The organism is Rhodococcus globerulus NBRC 14531, from assembly GCF_001894805.1.
Lineage (GTDB): Bacteria > Actinomycetota > Actinomycetes > Mycobacteriales > Mycobacteriaceae > Rhodococcus_F > Rhodococcus_F globerula.
Map to the genome: position 1 here is coordinate 993,944 of NZ_BCWX01000001.1, position 19,596 is coordinate 1,013,539.

The 19,596-nt window shown below is 60.5% G+C and carries 14 protein-coding genes and 1 pseudogene; 12 read left to right on the forward strand and 3 right to left on the reverse strand.

All coding sequences use genetic code 11. The features are described 5' to 3' along the window. The first annotated feature begins 63 nt into the window (after positions 1-63). Genes eat through eutC form a run of 3 tightly spaced genes read left to right on the forward strand, consistent with a single transcriptional unit; the run spans position 64 to position 3,706 of the window. On the forward strand, positions 64-1,527 hold the full coding sequence (eat, locus tag RG2_RS04470; protein ID WP_116538729.1) for an ethanolamine permease: 1,464 nt from the start codon (positions 64-66) through the stop codon (positions 1,525-1,527). Then, entirely contained in the window at positions 1,524-2,936 is a 1,413-nt protein-coding gene (locus RG2_RS04475; RefSeq protein ID WP_033236959.1) for an ethanolamine ammonia-lyase subunit EutB, read from the forward strand. Before eat ends, RG2_RS04475 begins: the two co-directional genes overlap by 4 nt. After that, on the forward strand, positions 2,933-3,706 hold the full coding sequence (gene eutC / locus RG2_RS04480) for an ethanolamine ammonia-lyase subunit EutC (RefSeq protein WP_033236958.1): 774 nt from the start codon (positions 2,933-2,935) through the stop codon (positions 3,704-3,706). The genes RG2_RS04475 and eutC overlap by 4 nt, the downstream gene beginning before the upstream one ends. Before the next feature lie 15 nt (positions 3,707-3,721). On the opposite strand, the gene RG2_RS04485 is transcribed toward eutC, so the two are convergent. Further along, positions 3,722-4,597, reverse strand: a complete 876-nt coding sequence (locus tag RG2_RS04485) for a glycosyltransferase family 2 protein (RefSeq protein WP_033236957.1) — start codon at positions 4,595-4,597, stop codon at positions 3,722-3,724. Positions 4,598-4,960: 363 nt separating this feature from the next. On the opposite strand from RG2_RS04485, the gene RG2_RS04490 reads away from it, so the two are divergent. Continuing rightward, a complete protein-coding gene (locus RG2_RS04490; protein ID WP_133637950.1) occupies positions 4,961-6,658 on the forward strand; it encodes a hypothetical protein in 1,698 nt (565 codons plus the stop codon). Here the strand turns inward: RG2_RS04490 and RG2_RS31425 are convergent. Then, the gene (locus RG2_RS31425; RefSeq protein ID WP_133637951.1) at positions 6,615-7,019 is read right to left on the reverse strand and encodes a hypothetical protein; all 405 of its coding nucleotides are present in this window, start codon (positions 7,017-7,019) and stop codon (positions 6,615-6,617) included. The genes RG2_RS04490 and RG2_RS31425 overlap by 44 nt on opposite strands. 158 nt (positions 7,020-7,177) lie before the next feature. Here RG2_RS31425 and RG2_RS04495 point away from each other — a divergent pair, with 158 nt between their 5' ends. The 8 genes and pseudogenes from RG2_RS04495 (at position 7,178) to RG2_RS04530 (ending at position 18,080) form a co-directional block, all read left to right on the forward strand. Next, entirely contained in the window at positions 7,178-7,924 is a 747-nt protein-coding gene (locus RG2_RS04495) for an abortive infection system antitoxin AbiGi family protein (protein ID WP_080711877.1), read from the forward strand. Between the two features lie 184 nt (positions 7,925-8,108). Continuing rightward, the gene (locus RG2_RS04500; protein ID WP_133637952.1) at positions 8,109-9,302 is read left to right on the forward strand and encodes a DUF6615 family protein; all 1,194 of its coding nucleotides are present in this window, start codon (positions 8,109-8,111) and stop codon (positions 9,300-9,302) included. 420 nt (positions 9,303-9,722) lie between these two features. Continuing rightward, positions 9,723-10,268, forward strand: coding sequence for a hypothetical protein (locus RG2_RS04505; RefSeq protein WP_033236954.1), 546 nt, complete (start codon positions 9,723-9,725; stop codon positions 10,266-10,268). Positions 10,269-10,487: 219 nt separating this feature from the next. After that, positions 10,488-11,838: pseudogene (locus RG2_RS04510) on the forward strand (MFS transporter). Between the two features lie 166 nt (positions 11,839-12,004). Continuing rightward, positions 12,005-13,642, forward strand: coding sequence for an AMP-binding protein (locus tag RG2_RS04515; RefSeq protein WP_033236953.1), 1,638 nt, complete (start codon positions 12,005-12,007; stop codon positions 13,640-13,642). Between the two features lie 3 nt (positions 13,643-13,645). Beyond that, entirely contained in the window at positions 13,646-15,313 is a 1,668-nt protein-coding gene (locus RG2_RS04520; RefSeq protein ID WP_033236952.1) for a sigma-54-dependent Fis family transcriptional regulator, read from the forward strand. Positions 15,314-15,420: 107 nt separating this feature from the next. Continuing rightward, a complete protein-coding gene (locus RG2_RS04525; protein WP_033236968.1) occupies positions 15,421-16,920 on the forward strand; it encodes an aldehyde dehydrogenase family protein in 1,500 nt (499 codons plus the stop codon). A 47-nt stretch (positions 16,921-16,967) separates the two neighbouring features. Further along, complete coding sequence (locus RG2_RS04530; RefSeq protein ID WP_033236951.1) at positions 16,968-18,080, forward strand: NDMA-dependent alcohol dehydrogenase; 1,113 nt, start codon at positions 16,968-16,970, stop codon at positions 18,078-18,080. Between the two features lie 36 nt (positions 18,081-18,116). Here RG2_RS04530 and RG2_RS04535 read toward each other — a convergent pair whose 3' ends face one another. Further along, a complete protein-coding gene (locus RG2_RS04535) occupies positions 18,117-19,580 on the reverse strand; it encodes a zinc-binding metallopeptidase family protein (protein WP_033236950.1) in 1,464 nt (487 codons plus the stop codon). Positions 19,581-19,596 lie beyond the last annotated feature (16 nt).

Sequence of the window (19,596 nt, forward strand, 5' to 3'; positions counted from 1 at the left end):
CCATACTGTTGAGCCACGCGGCGCCGGGCACTGGCGTCGTTGAATTCTTGACCGATTCAGAGGATGGACATGTCTCTTTCCGAGCACGTGCCGGACAAGTCGACGGGCGCGCACCACGACGGCGCCGATTTTCATGCAGAAGACAATTCGTATCTCGAAAAACGAACACTCCGCAAAGGCACGGCAGGATGGGTGCTGCTGGCCGGATTGGGAGTCAGCTATGTGATTTCCGGCGACTATGCGGGATGGAACAACGGACTGGCCGAGGGCGGATTCGGCGGTCTGTTGATTGCTGCCGTTGTCATCGCCGGCATGTACTTGGCGATGGTGCTGGGCATGGCCGAGATGTCGTCGGCTCTCCCGGCTGCTGGTGGCGGGTACACGTTCGCCCGTCGTGCCTTGGGTCCGTGGGGTGGATTTGCCACCGGCACTGCGATTCTCATCGAGTATTCCATCGCACCGGCTGCCATCGCGACGTTCATCGGTGCGTACGTCGAGTCGCTCAATCTGTTCGGAATCACCGACGGTTGGTGGGTCTACCTCGCGGTGTACGCGATCTTCATCGGCATTCACCTCACCGGTGCCGGTGAGGCGCTCAAAGCGATGTTCGTGATTACCGCCATTGCTCTCGTCGGCCTTGTCGTCTTTGCGGTTTCCGCTGTGGGACTGTTCGATTCGTCGAATCTCACCGACATCGCCGTCGATACTTCCGCGGCCGGGTCGTCGTCGTTCCTGCCCTTCGGTTTGATCGGAATCTGGGCAGCAGTTCCCTTCGCGATCTGGTTCTTCCTTGCGGTGGAAGGTGTTCCGCTCGCAGCTGAGGAAGCGCGCGAGCCGGAGAAGAACGTCCCGCGCGGCATCATCATCAGCATGCTGATCCTGATCGTCACGGGCGCAGCCGTTCTCTTCCTGGCGACGGGCGCATTGGGTGCCGACGCGTTGTCCACGTCCGGAAACCCGCTGGTCGAAGCGCTTGGTGACAGTGGCGCCGCCAAGGTCGTCAACTACATCGGGCTCGCCGGCCTGGTCGCGAGTTTCTTCTCGATCATGTACGCGTACTCCCGTCAGACCTTTGCGCTCTCGCGTGCCGGATACCTGCCCAAGAACCTGTCGGTGACAAACAAACGCAAGGCCCCGACACTTGCGCTCGTAGTCCCCGGAGTCGTCGGGTTTGCCCTGTCGCTCACCGGAGAAGGCGCGATGCTGCTGAACATGGCGGTGTTCGGCGCGGCTGTCAGCTACGTGCTGATGATGGTGAGCCACATCGTGCTTCGCAAGCGGGAGCCGAACATGCCCCGTCCGTATCGGACTCCCGGCGGAATTGCCACCACTTCATTTGCTCTTGTCGTCGCAGCGATATCCGTGGTCGCCACGTTCCTGGTCGATCCGATCGCAGCACTTCTCACGCTCGTCGCGTTCGGTGTTCTCATGGCCTATTTTGGTCTCTACAGTCGACATCATCTTGTTGCCAACTCGCCGGACGAGGAGTTTGCTGTACTTGCACAGGCGGAAGAAGAACTGGAATGAGCATGTACCACCAACAGGTTTCGGGCACGACTTACTCGTTCGAGAGTCTCGTCGACCTCATGGCCAAGGCGACACCACTTCGATCAGGTGACGAACTGGCCGGTTGCGCGGCGCACTCCGACGCGGAACGCGCTGCTGCCCAGTGGGTTCTGGCAGATCTTCCGTTGAAAGTATTTCTGGAAGATCTCCTGGTTCCGTACGAGGACGACGAGGTCACTCGGCTCATCATCGACAGTCGCAACCGTCTGGCGTTCCAACCGATCGCGCACCTGACCGTCGGCGGCTTGCGGGACTGGCTCCTCGAGACTGCGTCGGCGCCAGGTGCCGCGGCACAACTTGCGGCGGTGAGTCCTGGATTGACCCCGGAGATGGTAGCGGCGGTCAGCAAGATCATGCGTAATCAGGATCTGATTGCGGTCGCGAAGGCGATCAACGTCACCGCAGGCTTCCGGACCACCATCGGTCTGCCTGGTCGGCTGAGCACCCGGCTACAACCCAACCATCCCACCGACGACCCGCGGGGAATCGCCGCGGCCACGCTCGACGGTCTCCTCCTGGGTTGCGGCGACGCCGTCATCGGGATCAACCCGGCAACGGACTCTCCGCAGGCCACATCGGATCTGTTGCACCTCCTCGACGACATCCGGCAGCGATTCGAGATTCCGACACAATCCTGCGTGCTCTCCCACGTGACCACGACGATCGGACTGATCGAATCCGGTGTACCGGTCGATCTCGTCTTCCAGTCGATTGCCGGCACCGAAGGCGCCAATTCCGGCTTCGGAGTGAGTATTCCGCTGCTCCGAGAAGGTAACGAAGCCGGTCGGTCCTTGAACCGGGGGACTGTCGGGAACAACGTCATGTATCTCGAGACCGGGCAGGGTTCGGCGCTCAGTTCCGGCGCTCACCTCGGCACCGGCGGCGCTCCCGTCGATCAACAAACTCTCGAAACGCGCGCGTACGCGGTGGCCCGCGACCTCGAACCACTCCTGGTCAACACCGTCGTCGGATTCATCGGGCCTGAGTACCTGTACGACGGTAAACAGATCATCCGAGCGGGCCTCGAGGATCATTTCTGCGGCAAACTGTTGGGACTGCCGATGGGCGTTGACGTGTGTTACACCAACCACGCCGAGGCCGACCAGGATGACATGGACAACCTGTTGACCCTGCTCGGCGTGGCGGGTGCGGCATTTGTGATCGCGGTTCCCGGGGCGGACGACGTGATGCTCGGGTATCAGAGTCTGGCATTCCATGACGCGTTGTACGTGCGCCGGGTGCTGGGGCTGCAACCCGCCCCGGAGTTCGAGGCATGGCTGCACGGATTGGGGATGACGGACGGAGATGGACGATTATTGCCCGTAGACGCCTCCCTCTCGCCGCTGCGAGCACTGACGGTGAACCGATGAGCGACGACGCGGCACCGGTTGTCGATTTCTGGAGTCCGCTCCGTTCGACAACGCAGTCTCGAATCGGGTTGGGCCGCACCGGAGATTCGTTGCCCACCACACGAGTGCTCGAGCTCAAGGCCGCTCACGCCGCCGCGCGAGATGCCGTTCACGTTCCGCTCGATTCGGAGATTCTCGCTCGGCGGGTCGAAGCCGTCGGAATCGGAGCGCCCGTGGTGGTCACCAGCGGTGCGTCCACCCGGAGCGAGTACTTACGCCGACCCGATTTGGGACGCCGGCCGGCTGATCTGCGTGCGATCGAAAAGTCGGACCAGGACATTGGATTCATTCTCGCGGACGGACTTTCACCGCGCGCCCTCATGGATCACGGTGAGCAGTTACTCGCAGCGCTTGTTGCCGTGCTGGGAACGACGTATTCGATTGCGCCGCCCGTCATCGCGACCAATGCGAGGGTTGCGTTGGGTGATCACATCGCGGCGGCAATGGGTGTGCAGACTGCTGTGGTCCTGATCGGCGAACGGCCCGGACTCTCGGTTGCCGACAGCGTCGGGATCTATCTGACCCATCTTCCTCGAGTCGGACGCACTGACGCGGACAGAAACTGCATCTCCAACATCCATCCACCGGAAGGTCTGGGTTACGAGCAGGCAGCCCGCGTTGTCGCGGGTTTGGTGGCCGGTGCCCGGAAGCTGGGGCGTTCCGGTGTCGGCCTCAAAGACACGTCGCGGGCAGACCAGTTGGCATCGGGTGAGGTGCTGACCCTCGAGTAGCGCCCAGAACAGTGCTCAGATGAAGAGCACTCGATATCTGATGCTTCCCTGAACCTTCCCCACCAGATTGCCGGCGTGGACGAACCACTTACCGCGAGACATGGGGCAAATCCGTTGGGGCACAAGTGGGTTGAAGATAAGCAGGGCAAGGAGAGTCGCGGCGACGATACGAGGGGCAGTCCGGCGCTGACCGTGTTGGCGGAACCGTGAGTACAACTGCGCCGTGGCGATTCCGTAGGCGCGGGTTTGATTCCACGTTCCGCTGTACGTGTCACGAAGACGGTAGGCAACCACGGCATCGGGTGCGTGTGCCAGCGTCATGCCGGCCAACTGCAGGCGCCAGCAGAGGTCGATATCCTCGCCGGAATTGACGTATCGGAGATCAAATCCGTCGACCTTGTCGAATGCTGCGCGCCAGATGCCGAAGGTGCAGGTAATGCCGTAGGGGAGGAAATCCTCACTGCCGAACTGCGTTCCGGTGAAAGTGCGCCACGTGGCAACCTCACTCGAGTTGATCGACGCGGTTTCCACCACTCCGCCAACGGCATCCGAGTTCTCGGCGGCGCGGACGATCGCACTGAGCCACGACGGGTGGACGCGATCGTCTGCGTCACAGAATGCGATGAAATCGCCACTGGATGCGGCAACTCCGACGTTGCGTGCGTAGCCGCCGCCTCGTCCGGCCAACGCATCCACCAGGCGGAGCGAGAGGGCATCGGTCGACGGATGGTTGGTGATGAAGTGCGCGAGACCGTCGGTGGAGCCGTTGTCTGCGACGACGACTTCGAACGCTCCGTCGTAGTCCTGGGAGGACAGGGCATTCAGCTGTTCGCCGATGTGGTCCATGGCGTTGTACGCCGGGATCACCACGGACACAAGGTGCGGTTTCACGCGCCAAAGATACCGTATGCCCGATAAAGCCGCTGCGTCGGAATTGCCGCTGTCTCATGCGCGCGAAACGTCGCACGCACCAAATATGCCCGAACAGTGAAACCCCATACGCAAATCGGAGGTGTTGCATCCGCTGTCGAACCCGTTAACTAACAGGTCGTTCGACGTCCGTACTCTGCCAATGTGGGTAGAAATAAGCCAAGGCCGCCACCTAACCGCCGTATGACCAACGCAGAAAAGCGAGCGAAGCGCGCCGATGATCGTGGGCGGCGTGTGGGTACCTCCGTGCGTGATTACGAAAGAATATGTGTATCCGGACCCGATCGGCTTGCTCAAACGTTGATCGCCCGCCATAACCGGAGGATGGAGAACATCACTCAGTTACCGGATCAGTACCGGGCGCGGTCTATCGAACTGTTAGCGCCCTTGGGAATGCTGGATGCGGCTCACCGCAAACTGAACTTGACATTGGACCGCATTCCATCTGCTTACTACGGAACGTGGCCGCGAGATCTGGCGTGGGGAGTCGACAGCTGTGTTGCGGCGTCCCGGCTGCTCTTGGCCGGTCAACTCGTAGCGGCCGCCACTATCGCTCGGCAACAACTCGAACGATGGACTGCCATCATGGCTCCCGTAGTCGATGTCCACAACCGTGCAGACGAGGGAATTCAGGATTTCATCGCTCGCGCATGGACTGCTTATGCAGAGCGAGGCGATGGATCGATGCCAGACCCCGGGAAAATGGCGGAAAGCTTGGACGAGGTTGATTCACTGGACGATGGCTTTGCAATAAATGCACAAGAGCCCGACGATGATCACGAACATGTCTTCCTCTCCAATGGTGAAGAGGTTTGTCCCGCAATCACATACGGAATCCTCAGCGAAATCATGCATGCGCGATTGTGCGAAGGGGGCTTGTGGTGGGAGGCTGCCGAGCTGTTGGACAGGTTCAATGTCCCCGACGTCGCACACAGCGCAGTTTCGGTCATCGCCGACGCGCTTAGCCTAAGTTTGATACAGATCAGATATATGACAGCCGCGGCGCTCTTTCGCGAAGGACTGCATAGCGATGCCCTCGGCCTGATCGACAGACGAATCTGGCTCGATCGATATTCGCCGCCTACTATGGATGACGAAGATCTTCCCCCCGAAGCCAGTTCGTACCCCCTCGCCGCAGTGTTGCCGACGCTTCAAGCTGTAATGCCGCTCGCGCCAGGAGAAGGACTCGCAGAATGCAACGTTCGATACTTGGCCGGTCAAAGGGCGCGTTATCAATCGCTGGCTTTCGGTATTCGTCCAGAAGGACGGTTGTACCGGGATGACGAGTTCGCAACCCTAGCGTTTACCGCTCACCGACATGCAAGCGCGCGGTTTGCGCTACGGGCGATGGAAGTCGAGTGCGAACAACTCGGCGACAAATTCGATGTCGAGGCATTGACTTCGCGAGGAACGGACTATGTGATAATTGCCGAGTTGGCCGGAGTTGCCGCGTTGTGGACTCGCCAGTCGCCAGCTCTTTCAACAGCGTCTGCGCCGCTGGCTCTAGTTTCTTCGACATTACGTTCGGCATATTGGCTCTGGCTTGAGGATGACGACCGTGCAATGGCGTCATTGAGATGTACCTTGGAACAGATTGCGACAGTGCGTGTCATCCGAATGAAGCCGGATAAGGCCGTGGAACTGGCGTCGCGCTATTCGAAACCGCAGAGGTGGATTGAGGCGGCGGGATGGAAACGTCTGGCAGCACTCAATCGGGCCTTGGGCGAGTACGCACATGCCCATAAGGATCCTAACTGGGCGGGTGCTCGAAATCTGCTCAAGGAGTTGCAACTGGACGCTAACGGCGAAAATGCTATCTACACTGCACGGGGCCACGCATTGGAGCTTTTGGCCACGTTGGTGGCGAGAGAGACGATCAGTATTCTGTCGCTCCATTCGGAAGAGGTAGCAAAGGTGGCGTTCACCCTTGTCTCGAACTATTCCGGTATCGATCCCAGCGATGCGGCGCTGGATGCGATCATGAACAACTCGCATAGGCACAGAACACGCCCGCTGGCGTAGTTGTTGCCGCGCTAATTCCGGCATCGGGCAGGAGATATTGACCCGTAACGGCGCGATAGCCGGCAGGGGAGCTGCCGCCCAAGAGCGCTGAAGGACCTACCTGGCCGATGCTTCTGCCAACGACGGCTGAAAACACTTCTGACCCAGTGTCTGTCATAGTTTCGCCTTGCGCCGCGAAATATTCCTTCATGAGTGGAAATCGACAAGGTGGTCGTGCTTCTGTTCCGTTACCGGGCAGCAGATTCACGTCTTCATTGCGAGAAAACGCGGCTCTATCAGATGAAGCTGCACACACCCGAAACGCAACGGGATGGTCGAACGCTACAACCGCCTGCTTGTCGAAGAACTGCTGCACTTCCATGAGTACATCATCGAGACTTAACGACGCGCCGTATCGAAGTGTGAATTGCTTATTACAATGACCGTCGACCGCATTCGCCTGCTCTGCGTACGACTTCCTGCCGCTTCTCGCGGGCGTCGCGTTAGCGTCTACAGCTCGTACAACTAGCATTCTTGGTTATGGCTGAACGAATTGAAAACCTCTTGCAAACTCGGGCAGATCTGAGCCCGTATCTGATTCATTTCACGCGCGATACCGACTCTCCCGCGAGGGTAAATCTACTGAGCATCCTTGATGGCGGGACGATCGATGCGAAGACCGATTTCGGGATGGCCAAGGCGCTGGTGAACGAATTCGGCGCTGAGCAGGCGGGTGCCTTAGACGGCGCGGGATTGAGTCAGAAGGTGGTCTGCTTCACGGAGACGCCTCTGGAGCACTGTTCGATGATGGTCAAAGAGATTGTCGGACGGTCCTGTAGATTTACGTCTTATGGGATCGTGTTCACGAAATCCGTTGCGAAACAAAGAGACTGCAATCCGGTGTGGTATCTCAATATGGACGTGGGAAACCGGAGTTGGCTTACCAAGGATGTGAACGTGATGGTCGAGGACTGTATCAATCACATTCGTAGTGGAGGCAAAGCGGATCCAGCAAAGATGGGACGGTATCGGATGCTACGACTATTTCCATTTATGGAGCAGACCCTGGGTGTGAACAAGGATTTTTCGTGGGAACGTGAGTGGAGGTGTCGGGGTGATTTCGTCTTCGGTTCGAAGGATGTATCTGCTGTATTCGCGCCGGAGGCTGAGCATGACGACTTGAGTAGGGAAATCCGAGACCTCGCGACAGCATGGAAAACCCGTGATGTGCCGATTCTAGATCCGACTTGGTCGCTTGAGCGAATGATGTCAATCCTGGATACTTAGGGAGAACTGATCTCTGAGGCAGGTACGTGGGTTCGGGGACTATCTGTGTGGAGAGTGTCGTTGGTACTGCGCTGGGTTCGCTGTGCTGCGCGGTTTCGTACCGGCGGCAGAACGTAATGGTCAGCGCCGCTGCAGCGGAAGATATTTGCACTGCTGCGTTTCGCGATCGGAGATACTGGCTGGCATGGCAACCTCGAATGAATCTGGCGCGGGATCGACACTCGGCACATCCATGTTCAAGCAGGCGAAGAAGACCGGCTATGACCTTCGAGAAGGGGAGCGGTACGGAGTGCGGCAGGGTGAGGAAGGAATTACGGAGCGGATCCTGCTTGAGCTTGCGAAGAAGATCCCCGAATTACGCATTCAATCATTCGCGCATGCGAAAGAAGCGAAGAATGGCGCAGACTGGGAGTGGTGGATTTCCGATACCTCCGGGCGATGGATTCAGATTATAGTTCAAGCAAAAAAGTGGTGGCCGCAAACCCGCGGTAGGCAGATTGGTGGTCACTACAAGATCAACCATGTCATCGCACCCAAATCTGCGAACCCGCAACAGCAGATCGACGTTCTAGTGAAGCATGCGAAAAGTGTAGGGGCACTAGCGATTTATGCTCTCTACAACGAGGCATCACGTACAAAATACAGCAAACATCGTTGCTGTCTAGGTCCATGCGGTGACCGAATCACCGTCGTCAACGCGGACGCCGTCCGGCGGCGATTCAGGGGAGATAAGGATACGATCGCGGACGTCCCGCTCGTGAAAATCCGTCCCTTTGCACTTCCCTGGTCGTGCCTGCTCGATCGACCCACGTTACGTCCAGTCCCTGAAGATGTTAGAGGACTGGGTGTAGACGAAGTCGCGGAATCAGTGGCTTGGCTCATGTCAGGGAACAACCCGTCGGGTCGGGATGAAGGAAATTTGGCGGTACAACTGCTCGCGAATCTGCGTCGTTTGCACATAATGGACATTGGACGAAACGATGTAGGTGAGCCAATTGGTTTGGCACGGTATCGGCACCTGGTCAGTGATGGCGTGCCGGTCGAGTGGGCCCTCCCCGGCCTCCTAGTACGTGATACCCCGGCTCCGAAGATTTATGTGGATCGTCAGTCTCCTGAGTTCATGCGCAGGCATGCGATGCAGGGTTACGGGGACGAGCACTATCCGCCGTTGCCCGGGTATGTGCGAGCGGTGAGGGATGGCGAATCGCTCTACGAAGAGTCTGTTGAAGAAGTGTCCTATCCGGGCATCAATGGGAAGCTCGATGGTGATGACAATGCGTACAGGTCGTACGAACGATTCGACCATCCTCTAGCTGAGTTGGGCGCGTTACCAAAACACGTCGTCGTTTACGACGCGCGCTTGCTCGACCGCGGCTGACGAAGTACGAGTGCGATGGGTTCGCAGGGAAGCGGTGACCTTCCAGACAGTGCTGATGGTGAGAGACGTTCATGAGTGCGTCGCGCGGCCGGTCTGCTCAGGGCTATTTCGTGTCAGGGAATCAAGGCTCTGAAATCTCGGTTTTCTGGCCCACGGAGAGTAGGCCAAGTGGTCGGACCGGCCGCTAGTGTGAGGCAATAGTGGTTCGCGTCAGAGGTTTCCATTGGAAATCGGTCGGAGTATGTCTGCTACTAATGCGACGTGCCGCTGTGTCGGATTTGCGTTGATCGCAGGTAGCAGCGCTGGTGTGGCCGCTCCTGTGATGTGATTGCTGTCGAGCCCGTCAGGGCTTGCGATTCTTTTTCGGTATGTCGCACCAGTGTGAGAGCCGCCAAGGCGGCACGTGATGAGGAGAGAACGATGGCCTTTGCCGGCAACGTGGACGAATTGGCGCTGCTTCAGTCGGTGCGGCTCAAGGAACGCGTCGGATCGGGTGTTCTTGCCGAGCACCTGGGAGTGAGTGCGGCATCCGGACAGGCCGCGTACGACGCCCTGGTCGAACAGGGTAAGGCCGTGGAGAGCGACAATGAGATCAGTCTGACGGACAAGGGTCTCGCCGAGCTGAACGATCAGCTCGATGCCGAGCGCGTGTCCATCGACGAGGATTCGATTCTCGAGGTCCTCGAAGCCTTCCTGCCGTTGGACGAGGAATTCTCAGCTCTCCTCGCCAGTGCTGACGCCGCGTCGCTGGCAGAGCTGGATCGCCGCGCGTCCAACGTGTTCGACGATCTGTCCGCGTTTGTTCCGCGCCTGTCGCGGTATCAGGACTTGTTCTCCGACGCGCTTGCGAAAGTTCAAGCGGGGGAGTCGAAGTGGATTGCGGAACAGGGAATCGACTCGTACGCCACGGTGTGGGTGGAGATCCGCCAGGAGTTGTGCGAGGCGGCTGGCAAGTCGGAGAACTGAGCGTAGTTTCTCGCAGTTGGCCGTCCGTCTCCCCCGGGAGTCGGACGGCCTTCGTCGTGTCACAGCGAAGTGAAACTCGTTACTTCAGGACATGAAGCGTGATGCGCATCACCCCCCACCCCCTTTCGGGGGTAGTGCGGGGGTGAGCCGGATCACTACCTTTCCTCTTATCGACGGTGAAGCCCACAGGGCAACACCACCGGACCACGGAGGAATCGAGTGACCACAGTCTCTCCCGCAGGGGGATCGAGTGCCGCAGGCACTGCGGCAGCCCCCGCGAAGACAACGAGTGTGCGGCGAGTTGCCATCGCCAGTTGTATCGGCACGACCATTGAGTTCTACGACTTCTTCATCTACGGAACCGCTGCGGCGCTTGTCTTTCCGACGGTCTTCTTTCCGGCGCTCGGGGCCACTGCCGGCACAGTGGCGTCGTTCGCGACCTTTGCCGTTGCCTTCATCGCACGGCCGGTCGGCGCAATGTTGTTCGGGCACTTCGGAGATCGCATCGGTCGCAAGAAGACGCTCATCTCCACTCTGTTGCTGATGGGTATTTCGACGCTGCTCATCGGTTTGCTGCCCGGCGCCGACACAATCGGTGTTGCAGCTCCGATCATCTTGGTGCTCTTGCGCTTCGGTCAAGGATTTGCAGTCGGTGGTGAATGGGCGGGCGCAACCCTGCTCACCGCGGAATACGCCCCGCCCGGCAAACGCGGCCTCTACGCCATGTTCCCGCAACTCGGCCCGGCCATTGCTTTTGTTCTCTCGAGCAGCACGTTCCTCATCACCGGCGCAGTTCTCGGCGACACCAACCAGGCATTCCTCGATTACGGCTGGCGAATCCCGTTCCTGTTCTCCATCGTGCTCGTCGGTATCGGCCTCTACATGCGCCTCGCTATCGAAGAAACTCCGGTCTTCAAGGCGGAGCAAGCTGATCGCGTCGCAGCGGAGAAGAACGAAGCCCCCCCGCACCCTCCCGTTCCTGGATGCATGGCGTTTTCAGACCAAGGAAATTCTCCTCTCGGCCGGTGCGCTGGCCTGCCTGTTTGCCTTCTTCTATATGGGTACGGCATTCCTCACGAGCTACGGCACCAAGACGCTCGGATTCTCCCGCCCGTTCGTCCTGTCCGTCGGTATTGCGTCCGCCTTTGTCTTCGGCGCCGCGATCATCGTCTCCGCGCTGTACTCGGACCGGATCGGACGTCGCAAGGTCATCATGATCTCGTGTGGTCTGGCTGTGGTGTGGGCACTTATTCTGTTCCCGCTCCTCGATACCGGAACCCCTCTTGCATTCATCCTCGGAATGTTCGGCACTCTGATGATCTTCGGAATCGCCTACGGCCCGTGTGGCGCACTGCTCCCGGAAATGTTCCAGACCCGCTACCGCTACACCGGTGCCGGCCTCGGCTACAACCTCGCCGGTGTTCTGGGCGGCGCGGTGCCCCCGCTGATCGCAGCCCCGCTGGCCTCGGCCTACGGGAGCATGGCCATCGGAATCATGCTCGCAATCCTCGGTGTGGTGAGTCTCGTCTGCACCTGGGCGCTCGTCGAGACCAAGGACCACGCACTGTAAGGACAGTTGTCGGGCGGGGTGTCCGGACTTCAGACAGTTACGGACACCCCGCACCGGGAAGTATGTCGTGCATCACACCGAATCGAGTAAATTCGTAGATGAGAGGGTCCGCTGCGGCGGCCCCTCTCATAGGTGCCTGAACAGGTAACCGGAGAGGACAGAACACATGAGTACGCCGCTGCCCAGCTATACGTCCGGAGTATGGGACGGTCCGATGCTGGGCGACACCATCGGAGACAATCTCGATCGCACGGTTGCCGCGCACGGCGACCGTGATGCGTTGATCGACCATGCCAGCGGTCGACGATGGACGTACCGGGAGTTCGCCGAACAAGTGAACGGACTCGCTGCCGGACTTCTTTCCCGTGGTGTGGGGAAGGGCGACCGGGTGGGGATGTGGGCTCCCAACTGTCCGGAATGGACGTTCACGCAGTATGCGACGGCAAAGATCGGCGCGATCCTCGTCAACATCAATCCGGCGTATCGCTCGCATGAGTTGCAGTACGTGCTCGAGCAGGCCGGAATCTCGACACTGGTGTCTGCGGCCAGCTTCAAAACTTCGGACTACGCGTCGATGATCGAGACGGTGCGGCCGCAGTGCCCTGATCTGACGTCGGTGATCCTGCTCGGTTCACCCGAGTGGGACGGCGTGCTGGCGGACGGGTTGGCGGCGCAGGCAAGCGATCCGGCTCCTCTCGCCGCTGCGCAGGCTGCCTTGTCTGCGGACGATGCGATCAACATCCAATACACCTCGGGCACTACCGGTTTCCCGAAGGGCGCGACGCTCAGTCATCACAACATTCTCAACAACGGCTACTTCGTCGGCGAGTTGTGCCACTACACCGAAATCGACCGCGTGTGCATTCCGGTGCCCTTCTATCACTGCTTCGGCATGGTGATGGGCAACCTTGCATGCACCAGTCACGGTGCCGCGATGGTTATTCCGGGTCCGGCATTCGATCCGCGTGCGGCACTCGAGGCTGTGCAAGCGGAGAAATGCACGTCCCTCTACGGTGTGCCGACGATGTTCATCGCAGAGTTGGCGTTGCCGGAGTTCGATACATTCGACCTGTCGAGCCTGCGAACCGGAATCATGGCCGGCTCACCCTGCCCGGTCGAGGTGATGAAGCAGGTCATCGATCGCATGGGGATGGCCGAGGTATCCATCTGCTACGGCATGACAGAGACGTCTCCCGTGTCACTCCAGACCCGCTCGGATGATTCCATCGAGCAGCGCACCGAAACGGTCGGACGCGTCGGACCGCACCTCGAGATCAAGATCGTGGACCCGGCAACAGGATTGACGGTGCCGCGCGGAGAACCGGGCGAGCTGTGCACGCGCGGGTACTCGGTCATGCTCGGGTACTGGGAGAACGCGGAAAAGACTGCGGAGGCGATCGACGCTGCCCGGTGGATGCATACCGGCGACATCGGTGTCATGGACGAGGCCGGGTACGTCGCGATCACCGGACGGATCAAGGACATGGTCATCCGCGGCGGCGAAAACGTCTACCCCCGCGAGATCGAGGAGTTCCTCTACACCCACCCCGACATCCTCGACGCGCAGGTGATCGGCGTGCCCGACGCCAAGTACGGCGAGGAGTTGATGGTGTGGATTCAGATGCGCGAGGGCGCACGCGAACTGGACGCCGACGCCGTACGTGCCTACTGCACAGGTAAATTGGCGCACTACAAGATTCCGCGGTACGTGCATGTCGTCGACGAATTCCCCATGACCGTCACCGGAAAGGTGCGCAAGATCGCGATGCGCGAACAGGCAATGGAACTGATCGGGCAGGGCTGAGTCGTGTTCGATTCTTCAGGAACTCGCGATCCGGTTCGGCCCGAGATCGCGCTTTCCTGGAAACGCTCGCGGCTCAGCGGAGTCGACCCGTCCGCGGCAATCGCAGTGGATACCGCCGACCAGGATGCCGAGAGCCGGTTGCTGCGCGCGGCTACTCCGGTGCTCGACGAAGTTGCGCAGCAGCTCGCGGGCACCGGATTCTGTGTCCTGCTGGCAGATCGGGAGTGCCGCGTTGTCGCGTCGGTGTACTCGGACCGTCTGGTCGAGCGGACGATCGAGCGTTTGGGTGTAGTCAACGGTTCACGATTCGGTGAAGAACATGCCGGCACCAACGCCCTCGGTACGCCGCTCGAGGTGGGGAGAGCCGTGGTGATCCACGGCGAGGAGCATTTCCTCGACAGCCTCAAAGGTCTCAGTTGCTACGGACAGCCGATTCTGCACCCGGTGACTCGCCGGGTCGAAGGCATTCTCGACATGACCGGTATTGTCTCGCAAGCTAACCCGCTGTTCGCGCCGTTCCTTGCGCGGGCAGCGGCGGACATCGAGAAGCGCCTACTCGAGGGATCGAAAGCGTCGGAGCAGCGGTTGGTCGACGCATTCCAGAGAGTGTCGCATCAGCGCAACATTGCCGTCGCGGCCATCGGCGACGACATTTTGCTGAGCAACCGAACGGCGTTGGATCTGCTGGACACCGCAGACCATGTATCGCTCCGGTCTTTGATCGCCGACCTCAACCCGGACCAATCGAGATTGGTAACAGTCGAATTGGCGTCCGGTGCACTCGCGCGAGTCCAAGCCGACAGAATTTCCGGCGCCGACGGTGGAGCGCTTTTCCTGGTCGAACCACTCCAGCGTGAGCGGGCGCCAATTCGTCGGACGCATGAGCGGACTCCGTCTCCGGGGGAACGACTGCGCCGCGATCTGATGCGGGCGCGGGCGTCGTCGTCCGCAGTTGCCATCTCGGGTGAAGCAGGTTCCGGTCGAACTTCGGCAGCGTCGGACGTGGTCGGGAGCGTCGACGCCAGTTGGCACGATGCCACGCGAATCGCCTTCGACGGCCGTGAGCAATGGGTCACCGATCTCGTGCGAGCTGCCCGAAGGCGCTCGGGTGTTGTCGTGATCGAACAGGTGCAGCTGCTTCCCGATTCGGTGTTGCCCATGATCGCGGACTTGATCGACGCCAGCGCTGAGGGGCCGAGGATCGTTATGACCAGTGGAGCAGTAGCAGACCTACCGCCGACCATCGCGGCGTTGCTCTCGCGTTGCGCTTCCAGAGTTGTCATCGCCCCACTGCGCGAGCGGCAAGCCGAGATTGCCGAGTTGGCGCAGGCGATGCTGGAAGGGATCTCGCCCGAGCTGAGGTTGACCGCCAGTGCTGCCGAGGCGCTCACAGCGGCCAGTTGGCCGGGCAATCTCGCCGAATTGAGAGTTGTGCTGCATCGCGCCGCGGGCGATCGCGTGAGCAATCGCATCGACGTCACCGACCTGCCTGAGGACTATCGCACGACCACCAAGGTGTCGCGGTTGGCAGGACGGGAGAAAGCGGAGCGTCAGGCGATCATCGGAGCGTTGAAAGACTGCGGCGGCAACAAGGTTCACGCGTCGGCGCAGCTCGGTATCAGCCGAAGCACCCTGTACACACGGATGCGGGCGCTCGACATCACTGTGTAGTTGACTGTCCGAATTGAGTTGTACAAAGTTCGGACAGTTAGCACCCCCGGAAGCGCGGAAGTATGGCGTGCATCACATTTGCACCTCACTACTTCAGGGAGTTTCCGATGACGGCAGTAGCCGAGCACACCATCAGTTCCGCGGTACAGGGATTCCTGAACGGATCGAAAAAGCTATACATAGGCGGCGAATTCGTCGATGCCGCTTCGGGTCAGACCTTCTCGACGTACAACCCGGCTGACGGGCAGAAGCTCACCGACGTGGCGCACGGCCAGGCCGAAGACATCGATCGCGCAGTACGGGCTGCCCGCACAGCTTTCGAAGACGGACCGTGGTCGCGCATGAAGGCAAACGAGCGCGAGCGGATGATCTGGCGCGTCGGCGACATCCTCAGTGCCCGCGCCGAAGAGTTCGGTCAGCTCGAAGCTCTCGACAACGGCAAGTCCGTCGCCATCGCCACAGCAGTCGACGTGGCCTGGGCCGCAGACGTTTTCCGCTACTACGCGGGATGGGCCACAAAGATCGAAGGCAGCACGGTCAACGTGTCCATGCCCTTCTCTCCCGGCGGCGAGTTCCACGCATACACACTGCGTGAGGCGATCGGCGTCTGTGGTCTGATCGTGCCGTGGAACTTCCCGCTGCTCATGTCGTCGTGGAAGCTCGCCCCAGCACTTGCCGCCGGCAACACCGTGATCCTCAAGCCCGCTGAGCAGACCCCGCTCACCGCACTGCTTCTCGCGGAGGTCTTCGAAGAAGCCGGCTTCCCGCCCGGTGTCGTCAACATCGTTCCAGGCTTCGGCGATGCAGGTGCTGCACTGTCCGGCCACGACGACGTGGACAAGGTCGCGTTCACCGGTTCCACCGAGGTGGGTAAGAAGATCGTCGACGCCGCCAAGGGCAACCTGAAGAAGGTCACGCTCGAGCTCGGTGGCAAGAGCCCCAATATCGTGTTCGCCGACGCGGATTTCGATGCAGCGGTCGAGGGTTCACTCAACGCCTGGCTGTTCAACCACGGACAGTGCTGCGTCGCCGGAACCCGACTGTACGTCGAGGACTCCATCTTCGAGAAGTTCACCGAAGCGGTTGCCCACGCTGCGAGCCAGGTCAAGATCGGTCCGGGCCTCGATCCCACCACCCAGCTCGGGCCGCTGGTGTCGCAGGAGCAGTTCGACAAGGTCACCGGATACCTTCGCGAGGGAATCGCCGACGGCGCACGCGCACTCACCGGCGGCAACCGCTGGGGCGATCAGGGCTACTTCGTCGAGCCGACGGTTTTTGTCGACGTCAAGCCGGAATTCTCGATCGTCCAGGAGGAGATCTTCGGACCCGTCGTGGCAGCGCTGCCATTCAACGCGGACGACGGACCGATCACTGCCGCAAACGATTCCATCTACGGCCTGGCCGCCGGCATCTGGACCCGGGACATTTCCAAGGCTCACCGAACGGCAAAGCGTCTGAAGGCCGGCTCGGTGTGGATCAACCAGTACAACGGCTTCGACACCGCAATGCCCTTCGGTGGATACAAGCAGTCCGGTTGGGGCCGCGAACTCGGCGCATCCGCCATAGATCTCTACACCCAGACCAAGGCCGTCAACATCGCCCTCTGACCGACCCCATCGCTCATTCTCTCGTCCGACAATCAAGGAGATCACCAGTGAAGACCAAAGCTGCTGTACTGCTCGAGCCCGGAAAGCCTTTCGAGATCATGGAACTCGACCTCGACGGCCCGGGCGTGGGTGAGGTACTGATCAAGTACACCGCTGCCGGACTGTGCCATTCGGATCTGCACCTTACCGACGGTGATCTCCCGCCGCGCTACCCGATTGTCGGTGGGCACGAAGGTTCGGGCATCATCGAAGAGGTCGGACCCGGTGTCACGAAGGTCAAGCCGGGCGATCACGTCGTGTGTAGCTTCATCCCGAACTGCGGCACGTGTCGCTACTGCTCGACCGGTCGTCAGAACCTGTGTGACATGGGCGCCACCATCCTCGAAGGTTCCATGCCGGACGGGTCCTTCCGTTTCCATGGCAACGGCCTGGACTTCGGCGGAATGTGCATGCTCGGAACATTTTCCGAGCGGGCCACCATCTCGCAGCACTCGGTCGTCAAGATCGACGACTGGCTTCCCTTGGAGACCGCAGTGGTCGTCGGTTGCGGTGTGCCGTCGGGCTGGGGAACCGCCGTCAACGCCGGTAACCTCCGCGCCGGTGACACCGCAGTCATCTACGGCATCGGTGGCCTCGGTATCAACGCGGTCCAGGGCGCCGTTTCGGCCGGCTGCAAGTACGTCGTTGTGGTCGACCCGGTTGCGCTCAAGCGGGAGACCGCACTGAAATTCGGTGCAACGCATGCCTTTGCGGACGCCGAGAGCGCTGCCGTCAAGGTCAACGAATTGACGTGGGGCCAGGGCGCGGACGCCGCGCTCATTCTGGTCGGCACCGTCGACGAGGACGTAGTCAGTGCAGCGACGGCCGTAATCGGCAAGGGCGGCACCGTGGTGATCACGGGACTCGCCGATCCTGCCAAGCTGACCGTTCACGTGTCGGGTACCGACCTGACGCTGAACCAGAAGACGATCAAGGGCACGCTGTTCGGATCCATGAATCCGCAGTACGACATCGTGCGCCTGCTGCGTCTCTACGATGCGGGTCAGCTCAAGCTCGACGAACTGATCACCAACACGTACAGCCTCGAAGACGTCAACCAGGGCTACCAGGATCTGCGTGACGGTAAGAACATCCGTGGCGTGATCATTCACGACAAGTAGGACAAACTGCTGTGCGCCTTTGTTAACCGCGGGCGGTTAATAAAGGCGCACAGCGGTTTTTGCTTTTTTCAGGATCTGCATCAGCTTCAACAATGCCGAGAATTTCGCGAACACCGTCCGCCCGACTACCGAGCCGAACGCTGCGGAGTCCGTTGCGTCGAGGGCGTCGAGTAGATCGCGGAAGCTCTGGACTTGTTGCGCCATAACGTCGATGTCCACGTGTGTGGCTGTGTCCGGTTCGCGCAACGCCAGCAGGTATTGCGGCGCTGTCACCAACGCGACGGCCGGAATCTTGCGCTCGAACAGCGGTTCACCCTCACCGAAATGAATGACGGGGCCGGGGGCGACGATTCGACGGTCGCCGCTGCCGATGTCGCGCCACAGCGGTGCGACGATATCGTGGACTTCCCGGCTCGTCGCGTAGAGAAGTTCCGGTTCCGGGGTCGCGTCCAACGTATAGGTGCCGAGTGTGGTGTCCTCGGAGTCGCCGAGAGCGCCCAGATGCTCGATTGCTATCCCAGCCACCGCACGCGCCTGGCCCGCTTCACCTTTCCACATGTCAGGGTGGGCCTCCAGCCACGTCGATGTTGCCTGTCCGTGTTCGGAGACCGCTGGAATGCGCAGGTGACCGGTGGTCAGAACAAACACGTACGATCGTCGATGCGGCTGTGCAACAGCATGGCGAGCCAACTCCATCATGCCGAGGTGGCCGTTCTCCTCGACCCCGTTCGTCCCGTCGCTGTGGGTGATGACCAGAATCGTTTCCGATGGTGAAGTGCCGGGGGAGACGGCCCAAACGGTGTCGGTTGTTGTTCCGGGATGCAAGGTTGCGTCCAAAACGAGAGTCGCCTGCTGACCGGAATGGGCGGCAGCAACGACCTGTGCGCCCTCGTCACCCGCCACCCACACTGCCGGAATATCGTGATACGGCTGGGTGAACGGAAGATACTGTCCCAGAGCGTTGTCCGGCGCAATGCCACGCCACACCGCGATCACGCCGAGGACACCGGATTTGCGGGCCTTCTCGAGTTTCGGCCCCAACAGCGTCGCGGAGAGCACCGGATTGCGCAGGGTCTCGTCCGTCACCATCGGTCCCCACTCACTCACCAGCAGCGAGCGCGGGAGGTCGACGTGGGGAACCTCGATCACAGCGATAGCACCTTTGGCCTTCGACCACGAGGGGCGCTTGGCATTCAGATAGACCAGACGTGCGGTGATCCCAGCCGGTCCGGTGAGTCCGGAGTAGGGGAATGCGGACGAGACTCGCACCGGTCCGGTCGGCAGTTCGATGCGCAGTCCGTCGGCACGCTGAGGTAGATCCCAACGCTCGAAGGTGTGCGAATCACGGTGTACCTCGAGCCCGAGATCCACGAATTCGCGGGCGACTTCCTCGACCACCGCATGATGTGCGTCAGTGCCGGTCAATCGAGGTCCCAGGGCGTCGAGGCGTTGTTGCCCGGACTGAAGTAGGTCGCGGTCGACGCTCTGGCCGTGTGTCATGCGGATGCCTTTCGGG

Coding starts and splice junctions, on each gene's coding strand:
- eutC (WP_033236958.1), top strand. CDS start 2,933: ATGAGCGACGACGCGGCACCGGTTGTCGATTTCTGGAGTCCGCTCCGT.
- RG2_RS04515 (WP_033236953.1), top strand. CDS start 12,005: ATGAGTACGCCGCTGCCCAGCTATACGTCCGGAGTATGGGACGGTCCG.
- RG2_RS31425 (WP_133637951.1), bottom strand. CDS start 7,019: ATGGAAGTGCAGCAGTTCTTCGACAAGCAGGCGGTTGTAGCGTTCGAC.
- eat (WP_116538729.1), top strand. CDS start 64: ATGGACATGTCTCTTTCCGAGCACGTGCCGGACAAGTCGACGGGCGCG.
- RG2_RS04475 (WP_033236959.1), top strand. CDS start 1,524: ATGAGCATGTACCACCAACAGGTTTCGGGCACGACTTACTCGTTCGAG.
- RG2_RS04490 (WP_133637950.1), top strand. CDS start 4,961: ATGGAGAACATCACTCAGTTACCGGATCAGTACCGGGCGCGGTCTATC.
- RG2_RS04505 (WP_033236954.1), top strand. CDS start 9,723: ATGGCCTTTGCCGGCAACGTGGACGAATTGGCGCTGCTTCAGTCGGTG.
- RG2_RS04495 (WP_080711877.1), top strand. CDS start 7,178: ATGGCTGAACGAATTGAAAACCTCTTGCAAACTCGGGCAGATCTGAGC.
- RG2_RS04500 (WP_133637952.1), top strand. CDS start 8,109: ATGGCAACCTCGAATGAATCTGGCGCGGGATCGACACTCGGCACATCC.
- RG2_RS04535 (WP_033236950.1), bottom strand. CDS start 19,580: ATGACACACGGCCAGAGCGTCGACCGCGACCTACTTCAGTCCGGGCAA.
- RG2_RS04525 (WP_033236968.1), top strand. CDS start 15,421: ATGACGGCAGTAGCCGAGCACACCATCAGTTCCGCGGTACAGGGATTC.